The organism is Rhizobium sp. SL86 (assembly GCF_026672545.1).
Taxonomy (GTDB): domain Bacteria; phylum Pseudomonadota; class Alphaproteobacteria; order Rhizobiales; family Rhizobiaceae; genus Neorhizobium.
Genome location: NZ_JAPPRJ010000005.1, coordinates 1 through 18,947 on the forward strand (window position 1 = coordinate 1; position 18,947 = coordinate 18,947).

Annotated in this window: 14 protein-coding genes and 1 pseudogene; 11 read left to right on the forward strand and 4 right to left on the reverse strand. The window is 61.7% G+C overall.

Features of this window, described 5'->3' with window-relative positions:
• Positions 1 to 230 precede the first annotated feature (230 nt).
• From OU993_RS18195 to OU993_RS18225, 7 genes are read left to right on the forward strand one after another with little or no spacing between them, the layout of a single operon-like run.
• Positions 231 to 1,208 (forward strand): ABC transporter permease, encoded by a 978-nt coding sequence (locus OU993_RS18195; RefSeq protein ID WP_268159887.1) that lies wholly within the window; start codon positions 231 to 233, stop codon positions 1,206 to 1,208.
• Positions 1,209 to 1,211: 3 nt separating this feature from the next.
• A complete protein-coding gene (locus OU993_RS18200; protein ID WP_268159889.1) occupies positions 1,212 to 2,135 on the forward strand; it encodes an ABC transporter permease in 924 nt (307 codons plus the stop codon).
• Positions 2,132 to 3,127 carry an ABC transporter ATP-binding protein gene (locus OU993_RS18205; RefSeq protein WP_268159890.1) on the forward strand — a complete coding sequence of 332 codons (996 nt, stop codon included), beginning with the start codon at positions 2,132 to 2,134 and terminating at the stop codon, positions 3,125 to 3,127. The genes OU993_RS18200 and OU993_RS18205 overlap by 4 nt, the downstream gene beginning before the upstream one ends.
• A gap of 4 nt (positions 3,128 to 3,131) precedes the next feature.
• Entirely contained in the window at positions 3,132 to 4,154 is a 1,023-nt protein-coding gene (locus OU993_RS18210) for an ABC transporter ATP-binding protein (RefSeq protein WP_268159892.1), read from the forward strand.
• A gap of 33 nt (positions 4,155 to 4,187) precedes the next feature.
• Entirely contained in the window at positions 4,188 to 5,345 is a 1,158-nt protein-coding gene (argE, locus tag OU993_RS18215) for an acetylornithine deacetylase (protein WP_268159894.1), read from the forward strand.
• Positions 5,338 to 6,771, forward strand: coding sequence for a M20 family metallopeptidase (locus OU993_RS18220; protein ID WP_442793006.1), 1,434 nt, complete (start codon positions 5,338 to 5,340; stop codon positions 6,769 to 6,771). The genes argE and OU993_RS18220 overlap by 8 nt, the downstream gene beginning before the upstream one ends.
• Positions 6,772 to 6,824: 53 nt before the next feature.
• On the forward strand, positions 6,825 to 8,021 hold the full coding sequence (locus OU993_RS18225; protein WP_268159896.1) for a pyridoxal phosphate-dependent aminotransferase: 1,197 nt from the start codon (positions 6,825 to 6,827) through the stop codon (positions 8,019 to 8,021).
• Between the two features lie 183 nt (positions 8,022 to 8,204).
• Here the strand turns inward: OU993_RS18225 and OU993_RS28915 are convergent, their stop codons facing one another.
• Positions 8,205 to 8,540 carry a DUF2285 domain-containing protein gene (locus OU993_RS28915; protein WP_442793007.1) on the reverse strand — a complete coding sequence of 112 codons (336 nt, stop codon included), beginning with the start codon at positions 8,538 to 8,540 and terminating at the stop codon, positions 8,205 to 8,207.
• A gap of 418 nt (positions 8,541 to 8,958) precedes the next feature.
• Here OU993_RS28915 and OU993_RS18230 point away from each other — a divergent pair.
• Positions 8,959 to 9,677 (forward strand): annotated as a pseudogene (locus OU993_RS18230) (IS6 family transposase).
• 170 nt (positions 9,678 to 9,847) lie between these two features.
• Here OU993_RS18230 and OU993_RS18235 read toward each other — a convergent pair.
• On the reverse strand, positions 9,848 to 11,419 hold the full coding sequence (locus OU993_RS18235; protein ID WP_268159898.1) for a phytoene desaturase family protein: 1,572 nt from the start codon (positions 11,417 to 11,419) through the stop codon (positions 9,848 to 9,850).
• Between the two features lie 273 nt (positions 11,420 to 11,692).
• Between OU993_RS18235 and OU993_RS18240 the strand changes: the two genes are divergently transcribed.
• The 3 genes from OU993_RS18240 to OU993_RS18250 all read left to right on the forward strand — a co-directional run bounded on the left by OU993_RS18240 (position 11,693) and on the right by OU993_RS18250 (position 14,844).
• Positions 11,693 to 12,478 (forward strand): cyclase family protein, encoded by a 786-nt coding sequence (locus tag OU993_RS18240; RefSeq protein ID WP_268159900.1) that lies wholly within the window; start codon positions 11,693 to 11,695, stop codon positions 12,476 to 12,478.
• 253 nt (positions 12,479 to 12,731) lie between these two features.
• Entirely contained in the window at positions 12,732 to 14,321 is a 1,590-nt protein-coding gene (locus tag OU993_RS18245) for a phytoene desaturase family protein (RefSeq protein WP_268159902.1), read from the forward strand.
• A gap of 16 nt (positions 14,322 to 14,337) precedes the next feature.
• Complete coding sequence (locus OU993_RS18250; protein WP_268159904.1) at positions 14,338 to 14,844, forward strand: MarR family winged helix-turn-helix transcriptional regulator; 507 nt, start codon at positions 14,338 to 14,340, stop codon at positions 14,842 to 14,844.
• Positions 14,845 to 15,140: 296 nt separating this feature from the next.
• Here OU993_RS18250 and OU993_RS18255 read toward each other — a convergent pair whose 3' ends face one another.
• Both OU993_RS18255 and OU993_RS18260 read right to left on the reverse strand, forming a co-directional pair.
• Positions 15,141 to 16,691: an indolepyruvate oxidoreductase subunit beta family protein gene (locus OU993_RS18255; RefSeq protein WP_268159906.1), complete on the reverse strand. Its 1,551-nt coding sequence runs from the start codon at positions 16,689 to 16,691 to the stop codon at positions 15,141 to 15,143.
• A gap of 13 nt (positions 16,692 to 16,704) precedes the next feature.
• On the reverse strand, positions 16,705 to 18,858 hold the full coding sequence (locus OU993_RS18260) for an indolepyruvate ferredoxin oxidoreductase subunit alpha (RefSeq protein WP_268159908.1): 2,154 nt from the start codon (positions 18,856 to 18,858) through the stop codon (positions 16,705 to 16,707).
• Between the last annotated feature and the right edge of the window lie 89 nt (positions 18,859 to 18,947).

Genomic DNA, 18,947 nt, shown 5'->3' on the forward strand with positions numbered 1-18,947 from the left:
TGATCAACGACATGCCAATCGTTCCGCTGTACTTCCAGGGCATGACCTGGGCAGCCCGCAAAGACATCAAGATCATCCCGCGCATGGATGAACGAACCTCGGCCTTTACCTTTGAGCCGCGGCAATAAGGGCGCCTGAAGGCGAGCCTGCAATCGTCAGGCTCGCCGTCATCAATGCCCTCACACAGGCCTTCGGGCCATCAACGACAGTTATTCCGGATAGTCGAACTGATGATAGCCTATCTCCTACGCAGGCTCGGACAATCTGCCCTGGTGCTGTTCACCATGGCCGTGCTCGTATTCCTCGCGGTCTTTGCACTCGGCAGCCCGGTGGACATGCTTGCCAGCCCCGATGCGGATCAGGCGGAACGCGACGCCCTGGCCGCCCGCTTTGGACTGGATCAGCCTCTGCCGGTGCAGTTTGCCGCCTTCCTCGGCAATGCCCTGCAGGGTGATCTCGGGGCGTCATTCGTCTACGGCAAATCTGCACTGGCCGTGATCGGCGAACGGTTGCCGGCAACCATCGAACTCGCCCTGCTGGCCCTCACCTTTTCGGTCATGATCGGCGTACCGCTCGGCGTGATCGCCGGTCTGCGCCCGAAATCGATCGCCGGCCGGGCCATCATGTCGACCTCGATCTTTGGCTTTTCCCTGCCGAATTTCTGGATCGGCATGATGCTGATCCTGTTGTTTTCCGTCTACCTGGGCTGGTTGCCTGCGGGCGGGCGCGGTCCCACCACCGAAGTCCTCGGCATGCAGTTGTCAATCACGTCTTTGGAAGGCTGGCGGCATCTGATCCTTCCGGCGCTCACCCTGGCACTCTACAAGTCGTCTCTGGTGGTTCGCCTCTGCGAGGCTGGGACTCGCGAAATCGTGACGCAGGAATACATCCGTTTCGCCAGGGCCAAGGGCTTGAGCAGCTTTCGCATCATCTGGCTGCACCTGCTGAAGAACATGATGATCCCGGTGATCACCATTCTCGGCATGGAGTTCGGCGCTATGATCGCCTTCACCGTCGTCATCGAGACCGTGTTTGCCTATCCCGGCATGGGCAAGCTGCTGATCGAATCCATCAACCGGCTCGATAGACCCGTCGTCGTCGCCTACCTGATGGTCACGACGGTGATCTTCGTCCTCATCAATTTCATTGTCGACCTGCTGTATGTCGCGCTCGATCCGCGCGTCCGGCTTGGCGGACCAAACGAGTAAGTTATGGGCGAAACCATTACCACCCGACCCCTCCCCGCGCCATCCGTCGCCAAAGGCGAACGGCTGCTGCTGCGGCAGTTGCGCGATCTCGTATCGAGCCCGGAAGCCGTCATTGGCCTCGTCATCCTGCTGACGCTTTCCTTCGCGGCGATCTTCGCCCCGTTGATTGCTCCGCAAAATCCCTATGATCTGATGCAACTGGACATCATGGACAACATGCTGCCGCCCGGGTCGACCCTCGGCGGTGGCCTCACTGCCTGGCTGGGAACAGACGACCAGGGCCGCGACATGCTGTCTGCCATCATGTATGGCATGCGCGTCTCACTTGGCGTCGGCATCGCTTCCGTGGTGATCGCCAGCCTGATCGGCGCCCTGATCGGCGTGCTCTCGGCCTATATTGGCGGACGCTTCGATGCGCTCGTCATGCGCATCGTCGATCTGCAGCTGTCCTTCCCGTCAATCCTGATCGCTCTTGTCCTGCTAACCCTCTTCGGGCGCGGTCTCGACAAGGTCGTCCTGTCGCTCGTCTTCGTCCAATGGGCCTATTATGCCAGAACCGTACGCGGTTCGGCGCTGGTCGAGAAGAACAAGGACTACATTGCAGCCGCCCGCTGTCTCGAGATTCCGCAATGGCGCGTTCTCGTCCGGCATATGCTGCCCAACTGCATCCCGCCGCTGATCGTCGTATCGACCGTGCAGGTAGCCCATGCCATCACGCTGGAATCGACGCTGTCGTTCCTCGGCGTCGGCGTTCCGGTAACCCAGCCATCGCTCGGTATGCTGATCGCCACCGGCTACGATTTCCTGCTGTCTGGCAAGTACTGGATGTCCACCTATCCGGGGATTGCGCTGGTGCTCATCGTCGTCGCCATCAACCTGGTCGGTGACCGTCTGCGCGCCGTCCTCAATCCGAGGTTCACGCAATGATGGCGGTCACAAATTCGGTTGTTGCTCCGGCTCTGTCGGTCGAAAACCTCAGCGTAACCTTCCAGACCCGCAAGGGACCGGTCACCGCCGTCAATGATGTGAGCTTCCACGTCAATCCCGGCGAGGTCCTGGGCGTCGTCGGCGAATCCGGTTCCGGTAAATCGGTGACCGGCTTGGCAACGATGGGGCTGATCGACGCCCCCGGCCGGGTGTCGGCAGGACGCGTCGTTCTGGAAGGCCGCAACATCGCCGGCGTCAGTGACAGGGACATGCGCGGCCTGCGCGGAAACCGCATCGCGATGATCTTCCAGGATCCGATCTCGACGCTCAATCCGGTCCTGCGCATCGATACGCAGATCATGGAGGCCATCACCGCGCACGAGCGGATCTCCGCCTCGGCGGCACGCGCCCGCGCCATCGACGCCCTAAGGGCGGTTGGCATCCCCTCGCCGGAATCACGTCTAGAAGCCTATCCGCATCAATTCTCCGGCGGCATGCGCCAACGCGTCGCCATCGCCATCGCGCTCCTGCATCGGCCGGCCGTCTTGATCGCCGACGAACCGACGACGGCGCTCGACGTGACGATCCAGGTGCAGATCCTCGGTGAGGTGCAGAAGCTGGCAGCGGAAAGTGGAACGGCGCTTGTCTGGATCACGCATGACCTGTCCGTGGTGGCGGGGCTCGCGGACCGGATCGCGGTCATGTATGCCGGGCGTATCGTTGAATCGGGAACGGTTGCCGAGGTGCTGACAGCGCCGCGGCATCACTATACGGCCGGTCTGATTGCATCGGTTCCGAGCCGTAACCGCCGCGGCCAACCGCTGGCACAGATCCCCGGGTCGACTCCGAACCTTGCCAACATGCCGTCAGGCTGCGCCTTCCATCCGCGCTGTTCGGTATCAAGCGAGATCTGCTCGACGACGCTTCCCCCGCTCCTCCACGATCCATCCGGCCGCTTCATGCGCTGCCATCATCCAAGACAGGGGGCGTGAGACCATGCAACCGATCCTCAAACTCGATGCCGTCTCGCGCCAGTTCCGCAGCTCGCCGGATTTTGCCCAGCGGATTTCCGACATGCTGACGCGCCGGAATTCGGAGCAGTTGGTGCGCGCGGTAGACGGCATCGATCTGGATGTGCGTCCGGGCGAGATCATCGGCCTGGTCGGTGAATCGGGCTGCGGGAAGTCGACGCTGGCCCGCATCATCTCCGGCATATTGCAGCCATCTCAGGGACGCATCCTGCTTGAGGACCGTGATGTCGCCACCATGACGGAACCCGAGCGCCGCAAGGCCAGCCTTTCGATCCAGATGGTCTTCCAGGATGCCACAGCCTCGCTCAACCCGCGCAAGCGGGTGATGGAAATCATCGGCGAGGCCGCGGTCGTCCACGGCATCATCCGTCCGCGCGACATGCCCGCCTATGTCAGCGAGATCATGGCCCGCGTTGGCCTCGACCCGGCCAGCCGAGACCTCTATCCGCATCAGTTTTCCGGCGGGCAACGTGCCCGCATCGGCATTGCCCGCGCGCTTGCCGTCAAGCCACGCATCCTTGTCTGCGACGAATCGACCGCGGCGCTGGACGTATCGATCCAGGCGCAGATCCTCAATCTGTTCGTCGACCTGAAGCGGGATCTCGATCTCACCTATATCTTCGTCAGCCATGACCTCGGCATGATCGAAAACTTCTGCGATCGCATCGCGGTCATGTATCTTGGCCGCGTCGTGGAACTGGCGGAGACGGAGGCCCTGTTTGCCAATCCGCATCACCCTTATACTCGGGCGCTCCTCAGGGAGATCCCGACCCTGGAACCGAAGAAGAGGATCTTCACCGCCATCAAGGGCGAGATGCCCTCACCGCTCCACCCCCCCTCCGGCTGCCACTTCCACCCCCGCTGCACCATGGCACGGGATGTCTGTTCGGCCGAAGTACCGGCGCTGCGCGACACAGCGCCTGCCAGGCGCGCGGCCTGCCATTTCGCCGAGGAACTGAAGGCGCAGGAGCCGTCCGATGCCGGCTGAGGATCCAATCATCCCTTCCATCTCGAGGGCGCTATGCCGATAGAACATGACGTCACCCGACATCTTGCCGATCTGGTGGCTTTCCCAACCGTGAGCGCAGTCTCCAACCTCGCGCTGCTGGACCATCTTGAGGCCGCCGTCGCCCCCTTCGGTGCACGGATCAGGCGGTTTCCGAATGCGGAGGGAGACAAGGCGAGCCTGCTGGTCTCCATCGGCCCAGAAACGAAGGGTGGCGTGGTCTTCAGTGGCCACACGGATGTCGTACCCACCGCCGGACAGGCCTGGACCGGTGACCCTTGGACACTGCGTCGGGAAGGCCCTCGTCTCATTGGCCGTGGCGCCACCGACATGAAGGGCTTCCTCGCCTGCTGCCTCTCCGCCCTTCCCGAGATTGCGGCGCGTCCCTTGAAGCGACCGGTCCATCTTGCCTTTTCCTACGATGAGGAGGTCGGCTGCACCGGCGTCGGCGCAATGGCCGACTGGGTTGGTGCCAGCGGCCTTGCGCCTCGCCTCGCAATCATCGGCGAAGCGACCAGCCTGGATCTCGTTTCCGCGCACAAGGGCGGCCTGATCGGCTGGGCAAGGGTCCGCGGCAAGCCCGGCCATTCGTCACAGCCGGACCGCTACGTCAATGCGGTCATGGCGGCCGCAGAGCTTGTCAGCGAGATCAACCGGATCCGTGCCGACATGCGCAACGGTCCGCAGTTCGAGGGTCTCGACCCGCCCTACTCGACGATCCAGGTGAACCAGATCAAGGGCGGCCTGCATGGCAACATCGTTGCAGAATCCTGCGACTTCTTCTGGGAGATGCGGATCATTCCCGGCGAGGACGATCTCGCCGTTCTCGACCGCATCCGACGCTACGCCTCTGAGGTGGTTGAACCCGCCATGAAGGCGGTCGATCCCGATTGCGGCATCGCGATCGACGTCCAGGCACGCATTCCGGGCCTCAAGCCGGAGGCGGATGCATTGACACGCCAGGTGCTCGACCTTCTCGACCGGCCAGCGCCCCGCTACGTCTCCTACGGCACGGAGGCTGGCATCTTCCAGCTCGCCGGCACGCCTTCCTTCGTCGTCGGTCCGGGCGACATCGCCGATGCGCATCAGCCGGACGAGGGCATAGAGATCGGACAGTTGGGGAAGTGCGTCGTCTTCCTGAACCGTCTCGGCGAAAGCTGCTGCCATGACTGACACGACCACGATCCAGAACAGGGATGCTACGATGAACCAGACGACCACAGTTCGTCAGGAGGCGATCGCCAGAGCTGTCGGCCAGTTCGATGACGGGACCTTCGAGGCCGTGATGCGGCGCCGCATTGCCATTCCCTCGGCCAGTCGTCTCCCCGAACACAAGCCGGATCTCTGGCGGTATCTGACGGATGAGCTGCAGCCACATTTTGTCAGGATGGGATTTTCGACGCGTCTGCTTGAGGACGACGCCGCGCCCGGCCCCTTCCTGCTGGCCGAGAGGATCGAGGATCCTGCCTTCCTCACCATTCTGCAATACGGCCATGGCGACGTCGTTGCGGGTCTCGACGGCAAATGGGCAGAGGGGCTTGCGCCCTTCGCCATGACCGAGCGGGAGAGCAAGTGGTACGGACGCGGCACCGCCGACAACAAGGGCCAGCACTCGATCAATATGGCTGCGATCGAGGCGGTTCTGGCGACCCGCGGAAAGCTGGGCTTCAACCTCAAATACCTGATCGAGATGGGCGAGGAATCCGGTTCCCCCGGCCTCGACACAATATGTCAGCGCCATCGCGACCTGCTGAAGGCGGACGTGCTGATCGCCTCCGACGGGCCGCGGCTGGCGCTGCACCAGCCAACGATCTTTCTTGGCGCGCGCGGCGGGCTGTCGTTTCATATGGAGGTGAATGCCCGCGAAGACTTCCAGCACTCCGGCAATTGGGGCGGATTGCTGGCCAATCCGGGCATCGAACTCTGCCACGCGATCACCGAACTCGTCAGCCGCACCGGCCGGATCAAGGTACCGGAAATGACACCGGGCCACATTCCGGAAAACGTGCGGACCGCACTCGCCCACTGCCACATCGAACCGGATGTTGGAGATCCGGCCATCGAGGAGTGGTGGGGCGAACCGGGCCTGTCGGCAGAAGAAAAGGTGTTTGCCTGGTCGTCGTTCGAAGTCATGGAGATGGAATGCGGCAACCTGGCGCAGCCGCTCTATGCCATTCCGCCGCGGGCACGTGCACGCATGCAGCTGCGGTTTCCGGTTCAGGTCGACTATATGGCCGTCGTTCCGGCCGTGAGGCGCGTTCTGAAGGAAGCTGGCTATGACCGCGTCACAGTCACCGATCCCTCCGATGCGATCTTTCCCGCCAGCCGACTGGATCCTGACGACCCGTGGGTTAAGCGCGTCGCGGCCTCGATCGAGGCGACTACGGGTCGCCCTCCGGCGATCCTGCCGAATCTGGGAGGCTCATTGCCCAACAACATCTTCTCGGATGGGTTGGGACTGCCGACGGTGTGGATACCGCATTCCTACCCGGGCTGCCTGCAACATGCCGCCAACGAACACTTGCCGGTGAGCATCATCCGCGAGGGGCTCGCGATCATGGCAGGCCTCTATCACGATCTGGGACAACCAGACGCCTAATCACGGCCCTCGCGACCGGGAGCCGATAAACGATGGAAACGAAAATGTCTTTGATGGACAACAAAATCGCCGCAAGGCATCAGGCGCTGACGGCCTTCAGCGGCATCCGCGATCAGGTCAAGGATCTGCATACGGAAAACATCGCGGCGATGGCCACCAGGGCCAGCAAGCTCGATGACGTCATCGCGCTCTGGTATGGTGAAGGTGACATGGTGACGCCCTCCTTCATCCGTGATGCCGCTAAAAAGGCGCTGGACGACGGCGAGACGTTCTATGTGCCGGACATGCGCGGTGCCAGTCGTCTGCAGACTGCCCTCTCCGACTACCAGTCCCGCCTCTATGGCAAACCGATCGGCCTGACCCGCTCGACGGTCTCACCCGGCGGAATGCAGGCCCTCTACATCGCGCTGGCGCTGATCGCCGAGATGGGTACCAATGTGGTTTACGTGGCCCCGCAATGGCCCAACATCCACAACGCCATTCATCTTCTGGGCGCCGAACCCCGTGCGGTCGCGCTTCAATTCGACAAGGGCTGGAGGCTTGATCTCGATCGGCTGTTCGCCGCCTGCGATGCCCGCACACGGGCAATCTTCCTCTCCACGCCGGCCAATCCGACCGGCTGGACCGCAAGCGCAGACGAAATGGCGGCACTGCTGGAGTTCAGCCGCCGCACCGGCATCTGGATCATCTCCGACGAGGTCTACGGACGGATCTACTTCGATGGCGATGTCGCGCCTTCGATGCTGGCGATCGCCGAGGACGAGGATCGCGTCATGACCATCAACAGCTTCTCCAAGGCCTGGGCAATGACCGGATGGCGCGTCGGATGGCTGACACATCCGAACAGCGTCGCAGACCAGGTGGCGGCCATGACCCAGTATATCAACAGCGGCACGCCGGCGGTGATCCAGGCGGGTGCGGTTGCTGCGCTCGAGCAGGGCGAACCGCTGGTCGCTGACATCCGGCAGCGGATCAAGACCGGCCTCGATATCGTCTATGATGGTCTCGCCCAGATCAACTCGATCATGCTTCCGGAAAAACCACAGGGCGGCATGTATGCCTTCTTCGGGCTCGCCGGCGTGCCCGATGCGCGCGAAGCCTGCTCGATGATCCTTGAATCGGCCCGGGTCGGACTTGCCCCGGGGCATCTGTTCGGCGACTCTTCGACCGGCTTCATCCGTCTCTGCGTTTTTCGCGATACGGAGCGTCTGAAGACGGCCGTTGACCGGATGGTCGTCGCCCTGCGCTGAGAAGACTGCCGGCTGAAAGGTCTCGACGGCGATCGAAAGCGACAATGGCGAAAGAAACTGCGGCTCGCCGGTGTGACAGAATTCGCCATCACGCAACCTGTCTCCGGCGATCGAATGCCGGCCTCACCAGTCAGGCGAAACTGGTGCGCTGATGAGCGGCGTTCCGGAAAAGCTGTCCCTTGGTTAGGCCCCCCTCAAGATGCGACGGTAGCCACCGCCGACATAGTCCCTGCCCTCAGCGATAAGACGAGCAAGGTGCCGACGCGCAGAGGTATTTTGCCAGTCGACGGCGGAGATGGTCCGAAAGTCCCGACCAAAGAGGACACTGGCGATCTCGCGCCTTGATGCACCGTCACGAAGCCCGTCCAGGATCCTCAGCATCAGAATGAAGCGATGGCGATGAAATACTGAAATCTGTTGCTGGCGCATGGCTGGACCCGCCTGCTTGTGTGTCAGCCATCGGTGCATCCGTCGCAGGCTGTGCAGACGAAGCTCGAGGTCAGGGTCCATCGGCAGCATGACAGCCAGTCTGGCGGGCGGTGACCTCCCGGCAACCCAGATCCGCAAACTGTCACTCGTCCCAGAGGCTGGAATGTAGACGGCACTGTCGCGATCTATTCCCCTCACCAATACAGGCAGGTCTTTCGGATCAAATTCGAGGCATCCTGAAAATCCGGCTGGAGCGTCAGTGACGACGATGGCCCCCAGGTCCAGATCTGGGCGCCAAAGAGGGTGCGCCAGCCATGCGGGGACATCCGGATTGAGCGCGAAAGGCAACCCCCCAACGGGTCGTCAGACCCTGCAGGGCGTCGCGTTTCGCCACAGTGCCGCCCTGACTGGCAAAGGCAGCAAAGGGGCCTGTCGCAAATTTTCTTGGTTACCGGTCTGTTGACCGCCAGCAGAGAAATTGCCGCTCCCAATGTAGCGGAGCGTAACCATACTTTTGGACGCCATCGCCGAAAAGCTGAAGCGGCAATCAAAGGACGACTTCAAAGGTCGGCATTTCGAGGCATGGCCGATAGTGCAGGCAGTGACCTGGTACCTACGCTATCTGCTCAGCTACCGAGACTTGGAAGAAATGTTTCAGGAACGCGGCTTCGAAGTGGACCACAGCACGATCAATCGCTGGGTCCTAGCCTATGCGCCGGTCATTGAGAAACGGCTGCGCCAGTTTCAGCGCACGCGTTGTGGCTCAGTCAGGATTACGAGACCTAAGTCAAGATCCGGGGCAAGTGGCGATACCTGTACCGCGCCGTCGATAAGCACGGCTTTTTGCTCACCGCTAAGCGCTTCTTCCGTAAGAAGCTCAAGGATGAGCCGCTGCTATCGCCGGGGAAGATCGGTACCGATGGCGCCAACACCTTCCCCACAACGATCAAGACGGCCGTCGATGACGGGCTCCTGCATTGAAACCCTCTACATTATGTCACTAAGCACCTCCAGCAAGGAATCGAGAGCGACCACTTCCGGGTCAAGAAGAACATGCCAAAGATCGGCGGCTTCCAATCACTCAACACCGCGCGCCGAACGATTGCTGGATTCGAGGCGATGTTGTGGCTGAAGAAGGGCTTTGGTTTCGCCGGCGGCTGGGCCGTCAACGATCAGAATTGTCTGCTCGCACGGCTCTTCGGACTTCAAAAAGTTAACAAAGCGTGAAAATGCCTTCGGTCGCGGGCTAGTCTCAGCCTAATGAAAGGTTTGCGACAAGGCAGGTGGCTCACTTTTCGGTGAAAAACCGGCTCAGTTCCGCGCGGAAACCAACAGTTAACCACGAAAATTTGCTACAGGCCCGTCTTTGTTGTCGCCGATATCGCCCTCTCCGCTTCTTATCCGGCAAGCATCTTTGCCAGCATGAAGCCGGACCCCGCTCCCGTGCCCGCGCCGGGCCAAGTCGCAGCACCGCACATATAAAGGCCGTCGATAGGGCTTTTGTACCGGGAGAAGCCCGCGACTGGACGGAAGAGGAAATTTTGGTCGAGATGATGCGACCCTGAGAGGCTGTCGCCGCCGATGAGGTTTGGGTTTTCTGTCTGCAGGTCGAGCGGCGACCAGACGGCTCTACCGCGAATGCGAGTGCGCAGCCCCGGCGCCTGGGTTTCGATGATAGACAGAACACGCTCGGCATAGGCGTCCTTCACCGAAGCCCAGTCGGTCGCCTCAATCTCGCCCGCCGCATCGCCCCTGATCTCGGCGGGGAGCACACGGACCTGAATCCAGAGCACGTGCTTGCCCTCCGGCGCGCGCGAGGGGTCAAGTGCTGTCGGCTGACCGACAACCAGGACGGGTTCGCGCGGCAGGAGGCCGGACACCGCCTCGCCATAGACGCGTGTCATCATCGCAAGGGTCGGCGCGATGTGAACATAGGCGTAGGATTTCAGCGAGGGCGAGGCGGACCAGTCGGGCAGATCATCCAGGGTCAGATGGATCATCATGGCGCCGGGCCCGGCGCGATAGGTGGTGAGACCCTCGACGAAGCGGCGGGGCAGGGTGCTCTGCGGCACCATGCCGTTGAAGAGAAGCTTCGGATGGATATTGGAGATGACGGCGCGCTTCGCCGTCAGCTTGCGACCATCGGCGAGCGTCACCGTCCGGGCGCGACCGTTGACGATATCGACGGAGGCAACCGGAGAGTTAAGGAAGAGCTCCCCACCCTTGGCTCGAAGGAGGCCGGTCATCGCCTTGATGATGACATCCGCCCCACCCGCACCGATGACCATACCGAAGGCTTGATTGGTCATGGTCTCAAGATAGGAAAACAGTGCGCCGCCGGCCGCGTCCGGCGGCAGATCGAGGTGAAGCCCCCAGGCGGCAATCATCGCCTTCAGCTTCTCATCGCGGAAATGCCGGTCGAGGAAGCCGCGCGGCGAGGATAACAGGAGCCGCAGTAGATCGGTCAGCAATGGCATGCTGCCCGCCCGCCATGCCCTCCACACCGTCTTGGCGCTTTGCGTCGACGGCATGGGCGCGCCGAGCAGGCTAAAGAGATGCGGAGCAATCGAACCGAATTCGTTGGACATGGCGGCGAAGCGTTCGGCGTCCTTCGGCGACAGTGCGGCGATCGCCGCTGTGTTTTCCGCCGCATTCGTACCGATGCCGAGATGGGAGCCGTCCGGAAAGACACTGGCGAAGCACCTGGTCGCACGGATGAATCTCAGTCCGTGCGCTGCAAGCTCTCCGGCATAAAGATGGTGGAACGCGGAGCCGGCAAACATCGAAAGGTTCATCGCGGCAAGGTCATGACGGAAGCCTGGTTCGATCAGTTCCTGTGTCTTGACCGCCCCGCCAGCCGAGGACTTGGCCTCCACGACGGCGATTTTCCAGCCCTTGGACGCCAGATGAACAGCAGCGGCCAGACCGTTGTGGCCTGCGCCCAGGATGACCGCATCGAAATCAGACATGTCGCTTCCCGGTTTGCGGATATATTTCTGTATGCATACATTTTCCGGAAAATGTCTCAATATTAAAATAGTTTGGCGTGCGGGGATCGGCGCTATAAACCTCCGGTTTGCCGCAAGCACTGTGTGGCGGGGGCCTCAGGATGTCGACTTCGGGAGGACCTAAAGCGCTTCGCAAACTTACTTGCATTGACATATATTCTGATCTAGCGTCGCCACAATGCAGGGCCCGGGCGGGCGTCGGCCGGGTGCGCATCCGTCAATAAGGGGAACATCATGTCGGATACAAACACACTCTCTCAACTCGCCGCCAGTCTTCTGACCGGCACGGTCAAGGTCGTCGATCTCACCGCGCCGCTCGGCCCGGATACGCCGGTCCTTTATCTCCCGCCGCAGTTCGGCAAGAACACGCCGAGCGTCAAGGTTCATGAAATCTCTGCCTATGATGAGAATGGACCGTTCTGGGCCTGGAACTGGCTGGAGCTCGGTGAACATACGGGTACGCATTTCGACGCGCCCTGTCACTGGATCACCGGCAAGGATCATCCGGGCAACACGACGGATACGATCCCGCCGCAGAATTTTGTCGCTCCGGTGAATGTGATCGATCGTTCGAAGGAAGCTGCGGAGAATAATGACTATCTGCTGACCGTCGAAAGCATCCAGGAATGGGAGGCGGAGCATGGAGAGATCGCCGCCGGCACCTGGGTTTTGATGCGCACCGACTGGTACAAGCGCAACGGTTCCTCCGAGACCTTCCTCAACGCAGACGAAACCGGACCGCATACGCCCGGACCGACGGCAGAAGCGATCGAATATCTCCTTTCCAAGGGCATTATCGGCTGGGGCCAGGAAACGATCGGAACCGATGCCGGCATGGCCGGCGGCATGAACCCGCCCTTCCCGGCGCATAACCTCATGCACAAAGCCAATAAATACGGCCTCGCCAGCCTGTCGAACCTCGACCAGCTGCCGCCCAAGGGCGCTATCCTGATTGCTGCGCCGCTGAAATTCGTCAAGGGCACCGGCTCGCCGGTGCGCGCTCTGGCGCTGATCGCTTGAGGCGAGGGCGGCTCTCCATCACTCCGTCAGGCCGGGCCCAGTCCGGGATGGCGGAAGGAAGGTACAGAGACTCGCCACGCCATCTCCCCGACTTGAAGATGGAGGTGGCGGCAGCAGCGCGGATCTTTGCCGCGGATGCTGAAGCAAGCTTGAAGAGAGAACCCTCCCAAACCCTTCCCCATAAGGGGCAGGAGAGTGACCGCTGCGGCAAGACCATCATCGCAGAAACGCATCCCCCGAACGGAGATGCCCCATGAGCGAACCAGATTACATTATCGTCGGCAGCGGCATTAATGCGCTGGTGGCAGCGGCAATGCTGGGCAAGAAGGGCAGGAAAGTCCTGGTGCTCGAGCGCAACCCGCAGATCGGCGGATGCCTGCGCACGGAAGAGATCACCGCGCCGGGCTTTGTGCATGACGTGATGGCCACGACCATGGTGCTGTTCATCACCTCGTCGGCCTTTGCAGCACTTGGCAAGGATCTGGAAGCCCGGGGGCTCGAATTCTGCCACGCGGCGACACCGACCGGGGTGCTGAGACCCGATGGATCGCATGCGATCCTCTCGATGAACCGGGCCGAGAATGTTACACATTTCGACAGGCTTGCGACCGGCGACGGACAGGCATTCGACCGCGAGATGAATCGTTTCGGCGGCAATGCCGGCTTTGTCTTCGGGCTGCTTGGCGGCAATCTGTGGTCGGTGGCAACAGCTAGGCTGGTGGCGAAGGAGGCGTGGGCGCGCGGGCTGAAAGGCCTGGCATCCTTCTTCGGCGAGGCGCTGGCCCCGGCGCGATCCTATTTGGAGACGACCTACACATCCGAGGAGATGAAGGCACTCTGGGCGCCCTGGGCGCTGCATTGCGGGCTGGGGCCGGAAAGCAGCTATTCGGCCGAGATGACCAGGGTCATCGGCTTTGCCATCGAACTCGCCGGCTGCCCGATCGTCAAGGGTGGGGCGGTGAACCTGCTGAAAGCCTTCGAAAAGCTGATCCGCGACCAGGGTGGCAAGATCGTTACCGATGCGGATGTCGACCAGATCATACAAGGGCAGGGCGGCCGGGCTGCAGGCGTAACGCTCGCCGATGGCCGCAGCTTCAAGGCGAAGTCCGGCGTGATCGCCTCGATGACGCCCGACCAGATTTATACGCGGCTCCTGAAAAACTGGCCGGCGGCGCAGCCCGACTATGTGGTGGAAGGACTAAAAACCTATCGCTATGGCAAGGGCAACATGCAGATCCACTACGCACTGAAAGCGCCGCCGCGCTGGAGGGCGGGGGAAGCGCTCGGTAAGGTGGCGCTGCTGCACCTCACTCCCGGTCTCGATGGCGTCTCCCGTTCGTCCAACGAGGCGGAACGCGGGCTTCTGCCGGCGGAACCCACCGTCTGTGTCGGCCAGCCGACCTCCTTCGATCCGAGCCGTGCGCCGGAGGGCCAGTCTATCCTCTGGCTGCAATTGCCCGATACGCCGCGTTCCATCAAGGGCGATGCCGCAGGTCTGCTTGATTGCCCGGCGGACGGACGCTGGACGGAAGCGCTGCGCGAAGCCTTTGCTGACCGCATTGAGGCAATGTTGCGCCACCACATCGAGAATTTCGACGAGGCGGTCGCCGCTCGGCGCGTCTATTCGCCGGCCGACCTCGAGGCGATGAACATGAACCTTGTCGGCGGCGATCCGTACGGCGGTTTCTGTGGGTTGGACCAGTTTTTCCTCTGGCGTCCGTTCAAGAGACCGAATAACCACACGACGCATGTACCGGGGCTCTACCATATCGGAGCATCTACCCATCCGGGGCCGGGCCTTGGCGCCGGTTCGGGCTTCCTGCTCGGCACATCATTGAAATAACTTGGGAGAGGATGGAATGGAGAATGGCCTTTCCGATGATACTGTCGGAAATCCGGACGCGGAAGAGGGACGCGTGCCCGGTCTGGGCGAGATCGGACTGAACAACTTCGCGCCCTATGTGATGAACAGGATCATGGCGCGATGGAACGCCAACCTGGCGGAAGATCTCAAGGTGCGCGAAATGAGCACGATCAAGATGCGCGCGCTGGCCGTTTTGCACGTATCGAGTTCGTTGACGATCAACGAGCTTTCCGTCCTTGCGGTGACGGAACAATCGACCATGAGCCGCACGGTCGATGCGCTGGAGGAGCAAGGCCTCATTCTGCGGACGCCACGGCAGGACGATATGCGTGTTCGCGATGTGACGATCACGCAGGAAGGTCGCGCGGTCTTCGAAGATGTTTGGCCCATCATGTATACCGACTTGCAACGCATGTTCCGGGGGATCGGTCACGATGAACAACAGGCCTTCCTGGCCACGCTGCAGAAGATCCTTCGCAATATTCGCCGTCACGAGATTTGATGCCGGCACGTAAGATCAGGCGGCCATTGCCGCCTCGAACCAACTCGTTAATCAGACCGTGTGCGCTCTCGGCAGGATTTTCGGCCCATGTCACTTTCGTGTTGCGAAGTGAGCATTTTGATCGCTGGCACGGATATCTTCGTAAGCTCGAGAGCTTCAAGACCGACAGTGCAGGCGGCTGCGCGCATCGCCGCGCCGCCTGAACGGGAGGATATCGCAAGCTCCCTGTCTGATCTCAAGCAAGGAGCTGTTTAGGCCTCGATGAGCGGTCGGGTGTCAGGATTGCGTCCTGCCGCTTAAAGCGTTGCAACCGTTTTCAGCGCGCCGTCGAGCGCAACACCACCCTCGTCGAGCAGGGCCGCCTGACGCAGCCGGCGCATCCAGGCCGCTCCGTCTTCGCGACCGGCCAGCATCGGCAGGGCCGACATGACGCGGTCGAACTTGGAGAGGCCGCGGACATGCGTGTCGGAATAGCCCTTGACCAGGCGGCGGTTGCCCAGCACCTCGACGGCGAGATCATAATTGAGTGCCAGCACCTCGAGCGCCGAGGCGATCCAGGCCCTGCGATGCTCCGTCTCGACCGCGTGGCGCAGGTTGCCGCGCCGGAAGCGGCGAAGTGAGGAGACGAGGTAAAGGCCGGCAAACCAGAAAAGCGTGCCGGTCTTCACGCGGCGGCCCTTGTCGATGCGCCGGTTCAGCCAGTTGAACAGGGCGGGGCGGCTTTCGATGAAGCGTCCGAGGCTCCTGGGCAGCGTGCCGCAGACTTCCTCCATGCGTGGATGCATGTACTCGGTCGTGTAGAGGATCTGGTCCCCCTTGATGCCGACTTCCTTTTTCACCCGGTCAAAGCGGCTGCCACGCGTCTTCAGATCGGCGACACGGATCACGTCGTCATAGGCCATGGCCACGGCGACATATTTCGCCCCTTGCGCGGTGAAGGCGAAATCCTTCTCTGCTCCGCCATGGGCTGCGTCGGCAGCATGCAGCTTACCGACCTCGGTCAGGTATTCATCCGCGTAGGTAGGATCCTGGAAGTCGGTGAGTTTCTTCACCCCCGCATAGAGCATGGGCTGGACCCGTTCCGGAAATTCCTGGCGGATGCGGGCGATCAATCCGTCAAGTGCCGGATAGCCGGCACTCTGCGGGATTGCGGCAAAGGTCTTGCCGGGCTCGGCGGAAACCGTGTCATTGCCACCGCGCAACACCCTGTCATAGGCAGCGTTGAAGGCGCGAAGGCTCGCGTCCACGCCCTTGCCGCCATGGCGCACGGTTGCCTCGAAGGCTTCCTTGGCAAAGGGGAGGGCACCGGAGGCGGCAAGCGCGCCGAACATGGATGAGGAAATGACGCTGCCGTTCTTCGTCGCCAGCGTATCCATATCGAAGGCAATCGTCTTCTTCGCCGCGAAGTCGGTCGCATCGACAACCACGGTCGGGTCGCCAATGCCATTGCCGGGCTTCTCTTTCTCGCCGACGGCAAAGGAACGGTGCGTCGAGGCGATCAGCATCGTCTTGTCCGGCGTGACCAGTCCGCGCAGCACGGAGCGCCCGGCTTCCATCAGTTCGGCGGCCAATACGATATCGACATCGCCTGGCGTCGGCATTAAGGCCAGAACGGGCGCTGCGCCCTCGCGTGCCTTCAGCAGTTCCAGGTAATAGATTGTTGCGCCGGTGCGCTGGGCAACGCCCGGCACGGAGGTGGTCTGCGCCACCCAGCCTTGGGATTCCGCCAACTCAACGATCCAGTCGGCCAAAACCCCGCCACCCTGGCCGCCCATGGCAAGGATGGCAATCGACAGTGGCTTGTCGTGCGAGAGGGCGGCGAATGCATTGTCGACATGTATGTTCATGGATTTGACCCTCTCAATCGGCAAAGACGATGCGGCCGGATGCGCGGCGCGTCTGCAGCCAGCCGATGACGGCGGCGCGGACGCGGTGCGCAAAGCGGTCCCAGCGGCTCGGATTGTGGATGACGTCGGCGCGATAGAAGGAGGGGCAAAGCACGGCCGCCTCCGACACCTCGCCGCAATTGCCGCAGCCGACGCAGGAATTGTCGATGGCCGCGACCGGATCATCCTTCAGCGGGTCGTCGGTCTGCTTGACAGAGAGAGACGGACAGCCGGAGAGGCGAATGCAGGCGTGATCGCCGGTGCAGACATCCTCATCGACACCGAAACGCTCTTTCACCATGCGTTTGCCCTCCTTCACGGCCTTGGCGAATTGCGGCTTCACGCGGCGCTGCTTGTTGAGCATGCATTCCGACGAGGCGACGATGATCTTCGGCCCCTTTTCCGTCGTCGTCAGCGCCTCCTTCAGCGTGTCGCGCATCTTTGCGACATCATAGGTGCGGTCGATCTGGCGAACCCAGGTGGCGCCAATCCCCTTGACTGCATTGACGATGGAATTGTTGGTCTTGCGGCGCGGGTTGAGCGCGCGCGACGACATGATGTCCTGGCCGCCGGTTGCGGCGGAGTAATAGTTGTCGACGACGAGGATTACACCATCCTGCTTGTTGAAGACGGCATTGCCGACCGAGGTCGCAAGCCCGTTGTGCCAGAAGCCGCCGTCGCCCATCACGGAAATCGAACGCTTGCCGGCCTCGACATTGAAGGCGGAGGCAGACGCCGGGCCAAGGCCGTAACCCATCGTCGTGCCGCCGATATTGAAGGGCGGCAGGATGGAGAAGAGGTGACAGCCGATATCGGCAGAGACGTGATGTTCGCCGAGTTCCTTCTCGACCAGCTTCATGGCCGCGAAGATCGGGCGTTCCGGACAGCCGGTGCAGAAGCCGGCGGGCCGTGGCGGCACGACTTCGGCAAGTGCCTTGACCTTGGGATCGGAAAGGATGGCATCCGGGCTCGGCACCGGCGGACGGTTGCCGAGAAGCTGCGGAGCATTGGTCTCGATAAAGGTGCCTAGTCCCTTGATGAGCACCGGGGTCGTATATTCGCCGCCGAGTGGGAGCACGTCCTTGCCGGAAACCTTCGTCTGAATGTCCTTGCGGCGGAAGAGCGTGTGCAGCGTGTGCTCGATATATTCCGGCGCGCCTTCTTCGACCATGAGGATCGCCTTCTTGCCGGCGGCAAAGGCAATCAACTCGTCCTCGATCATCGGATAGGAGACATTCATCACATAGAGCGGCACGCGACAGTTTCCGTAGATGTCGGCGAGGCCCAGATGCTGGAGTGCGCGCATCGCGCCATTATAGACGCCGCCCTGAAGAACGATGCCAATCTCACCGTCGCTCGGGCCGAAGTATTCGTTGAGCTTGTTGGCCTTGATGAACTCGACGGCGGCGGGCCAGCGCTTTTCAAGTTTCTCCTTTTCATGGGTGAAGGAGGCCGGCGGCAGGACGATGCGGTTGACGTCGCGGCGCGGATTTTCCAGCGCCTCCCGCAGCGTATAGTCGGGCCGCTTGTTGTCCTTTGCGACGAAATGGCCGTGAACGTGGCAAGAGCGGATGCCCACCTGAAGCATGACCGGCGTGTTGGAGGCCTCCGAAAGCTCGAAACCCTTCTCGACCGCTTCAACGATCGAGGGCAGGTTCGGCCGGGGCGTCAGCAGCCACATCTGCGATTTCATCGCAAAGGCGTGGCTGCGTTCCTGCATAATGGAAGAGCCTTCGCCAAAGTCCTCGCCGATGATCACCAGTGCGCCGCCGGTGACGCCGCCGGAGGAAAGGTTCGACAGCGCATCGGAGGCCACATTCGTGCCGGCGGTGGATTTCCAGGTGACGGCTCCGCGTACCGGATACATGACCGAGGCGGACAGCATGGCGGCAGCGGCGGCTTCCGAGGCGGACGTCTCGAAATGAACACCCAACTCTTCCATGACGTCCTTGGCATCGGCCAACACATCCATGAGATGCGAGATCGGCGATCCCTGATAGCCTCCGACATAAGAGACGCCCGATTGCAGGAGCGCCTTGGTGATGGCGAGGATGCCTTCGCCCCGAAATATGTCGCCCTCTTTTAGCTTCAGGTCCTCAACTTCGCGCGCAAATGATCGCTCTGCCATGACGTTCCCCATCTTGTTGGCATTTTATATGCATATGCATATTTAAACTTCAGGACCGTGTCAATTCGATAAGTATCGCACCACAAGGT

Excerpts from the sequence above, each read along its gene's own strand:
- OU993_RS18255 (WP_268159906.1), bottom strand. The coding sequence starts at position 16,691 with ATGAACATACATGTCGACAATGCATTCGCCGCCCTCTCGCACGACAAG.
- argE (WP_268159894.1), top strand. The coding sequence starts at position 4,188 with ATGCCGATAGAACATGACGTCACCCGACATCTTGCCGATCTGGTGGCT.
- OU993_RS18240 (WP_268159900.1), top strand. The coding sequence starts at position 11,693 with ATGTCGGATACAAACACACTCTCTCAACTCGCCGCCAGTCTTCTGACC.
- OU993_RS18210 (WP_268159892.1), top strand. The coding sequence starts at position 3,132 with ATGCAACCGATCCTCAAACTCGATGCCGTCTCGCGCCAGTTCCGCAGC.
- OU993_RS18225 (WP_268159896.1), top strand. The coding sequence starts at position 6,825 with ATGGACAACAAAATCGCCGCAAGGCATCAGGCGCTGACGGCCTTCAGC.
- OU993_RS18260 (WP_268159908.1), bottom strand. The coding sequence starts at position 18,858 with ATGGCAGAGCGATCATTTGCGCGCGAAGTTGAGGACCTGAAGCTAAAA.
- OU993_RS18250 (WP_268159904.1), top strand. The coding sequence starts at position 14,338 with ATGGAGAATGGCCTTTCCGATGATACTGTCGGAAATCCGGACGCGGAA.
- OU993_RS18220 (WP_442793006.1), top strand. The coding sequence starts at position 5,338 with ATGACTGACACGACCACGATCCAGAACAGGGATGCTACGATGAACCAG.
- OU993_RS18205 (WP_268159890.1), top strand. The coding sequence starts at position 2,132 with ATGATGGCGGTCACAAATTCGGTTGTTGCTCCGGCTCTGTCGGTCGAA.
- OU993_RS28915 (WP_442793007.1), bottom strand. The coding sequence starts at position 8,540 with ATGCTGCCGATGGACCCTGACCTCGAGCTTCGTCTGCACAGCCTGCGA.
- OU993_RS18245 (WP_268159902.1), top strand. The coding sequence starts at position 12,732 with ATGAGCGAACCAGATTACATTATCGTCGGCAGCGGCATTAATGCGCTG.
- OU993_RS18200 (WP_268159889.1), top strand. The coding sequence starts at position 1,212 with ATGGGCGAAACCATTACCACCCGACCCCTCCCCGCGCCATCCGTCGCC.
- OU993_RS18235 (WP_268159898.1), bottom strand. The coding sequence starts at position 11,419 with ATGTCTGATTTCGATGCGGTCATCCTGGGCGCAGGCCACAACGGTCTG.
- OU993_RS18195 (WP_268159887.1), top strand. The coding sequence starts at position 231 with ATGATAGCCTATCTCCTACGCAGGCTCGGACAATCTGCCCTGGTGCTG.